A 1,862-nucleotide genomic window follows, 5' to 3' on the forward strand; every position below is an offset into this window, starting at 1 on the left:
CCGTGCAGGGCAGGGGCGAGGACGGCGAGCGCATCCGGCGCGATGCACTCGCGGTAGCCGAGGCGGGCGCCTTCGCCGTCGTGCTGGAAAAGGTGCCTGAGCCGCTCGCCCGCCGGATCACGGAAGAGGTTCCGATACCGACGATCGGAATCGGCGCGTCGCCAGCCTGCGACGGCCAGATCCTCGTCGTCGACGACATGCTGGGACTGTTCGGCGATTTCCGGCCGAAATTCGTCAAGCGCTATGCCGACCTCAGCCAGGCTGCTTCGGCTGCGATCGCGACCTACGCGCGGGAGGTGAGGGAGCGCCGCTTTCCAGCCGCCCAGCATGTCTTTGGCGATGAGCCAAGGACCGTCACAGCAGGAGAAGCTGCATGAGAATCCCGATCGCACGGACCGTCGCGGAGTTGCGAGCGGCTGTCGCCGCATGGCGTCAGAACGGCCTCAAGGTCGCTGTTGTACCGACCATGGGCGCCCTGCATGAGGGGCATCTGAGCCTGGTACGTGCGGCACTCGAGAAGGTTGATCGGGTCATCGTGACGCTGTTCGTTAATCCGAAGCAGTTCAACAGTGCGGCTGATCTTGCCGCCTATCCGCGCACAGAGCACGAGGACGCCGCCAAGCTCGCGCCGCTCGGCGCCCATATCCTGTATGTACCAGATGCGGCGGACATGTATCCGGAAGGTTTTGCAACCACCGTCTCGGTGAATGGCGTGACCGAGGGGCTGTGCGGGGCTTATCGCCCGGGTCATTTTGATGGTGTGGCGACGGTGGTAGCAAAACTCTTTCTGCAGACGGGCGCCGATGTCGCCTTCTTCGGCGAGAAGGATTTCCAGCAGTTGCATGTCGTGCGCCGGCTCGCCCGCGATCTGGACATTCCAATCGAGATCGTCGCCTGCCCGACGGTTCGCGAGGAAGACGGTCTGGCGATGTCGTCGCGCAATGCACGCTTGTCGCCGTCGCAGCGGCAGGCTGCACCGAAACTTGCCGCGATCCTGTTCGAGGCCGCCGCGCGTATCGCCGGCGGTGCGTCGGTCGACGCCACACTCGACGAGGCGCGCTCGGCGATTGCCGCAGCAGGCTACGTCCGGATCGAGTATCTTGAGCTGCGGGCCGAAGAGGACCTTGCGCCGATGCACATGTTTGACAGGCCTGGCCGCTTGCTCGTGGCTGCCTGGCTTGGCGATACGCGGCTGATCGACAATGTCGCAATGCCGGCCCGGCAAGGAGCCATCACGCGCGCGGCGGCTTGAGGCGGATCACCCTCTACCGTCACTTCGAAACGCGCGATGCGCGCTCCGAACGAGGCAGCGCTGCACACCCGCAACGATATCACGTTCCAGAGCAACCGGAGGGCTGAGCACGGGTACCGCGTGTCTATTGGAGCGCGGGGCAGCGCCTGAAGGAAGCGATGCCGGCAACCTGACGACAACCTACATCCGCCCCGCATCACGCAAAGCTGAATTGCGAAGCCGAACTGATTTGCTTCGCGTCGGGCAGGTCAATCTCGATCCGATCTCGGAGGGAAAAAATAGAGTCGGATCAGGGCTGTCCTCCATCAGCCGACATATCGAAAACTTCTGTCGATCCTCAATCTCCCGCCTGCCGCTTGCCCACTCCGCATCCTACCCATCGCCAGCCAACGTTGTTGAGTTCGGTAGAACTGGAGTAGAGACCGCGCACGCCATTCCGGTGGCTCGGGGTCTCAGATATGCTCCATGAGGTGCTCGAGTGACCTACTTGTTGCCGAAGGAAAAAGGGCATTCTTGGTTCGCGTGTTCCAGTGTGCCGACAAAAAAGATGGACCTGTTTCACAAACGAGGGACAAGCTGGGCGCAACTGTCGTTGGGTAGAGCTATAAAC

2 protein-coding genes are annotated in these 1,862 nt (G+C 62.6%); both read left to right on the plus strand.

The window, feature by feature from the left end:
• Positions 1-377, plus strand: a 377-nt coding sequence (locus EOA86_RS33010; protein ID WP_206630209.1) for a 3-methyl-2-oxobutanoate hydroxymethyltransferase, incomplete at its 5' end; no start/stop codon positions are given.
• Positions 374-1,252, plus strand: a complete 879-nt coding sequence (gene panC / locus EOA86_RS33015; protein WP_128345400.1) for a pantoate--beta-alanine ligase — start codon at positions 374-376, stop codon at positions 1,250-1,252. The genes EOA86_RS33010 and panC, both read left to right, overlap by 4 nt.
• The last annotated feature ends 610 nt before the right edge of the window (positions 1,253-1,862 follow it).

It is taken from the genome of Mesorhizobium sp. M5C.F.Ca.IN.020.32.2.1 (assembly GCF_004023105.1).
GTDB classification, from domain to species: Bacteria; Pseudomonadota; Alphaproteobacteria; order Rhizobiales; family Rhizobiaceae; genus Mesorhizobium; species Mesorhizobium wenxiniae.

Coding starts and splice junctions, on each gene's coding strand:
- panC (WP_128345400.1), top strand. CDS start 374: ATGAGAATCCCGATCGCACGGACCGTCGCGGAGTTGCGAGCGGCTGTC.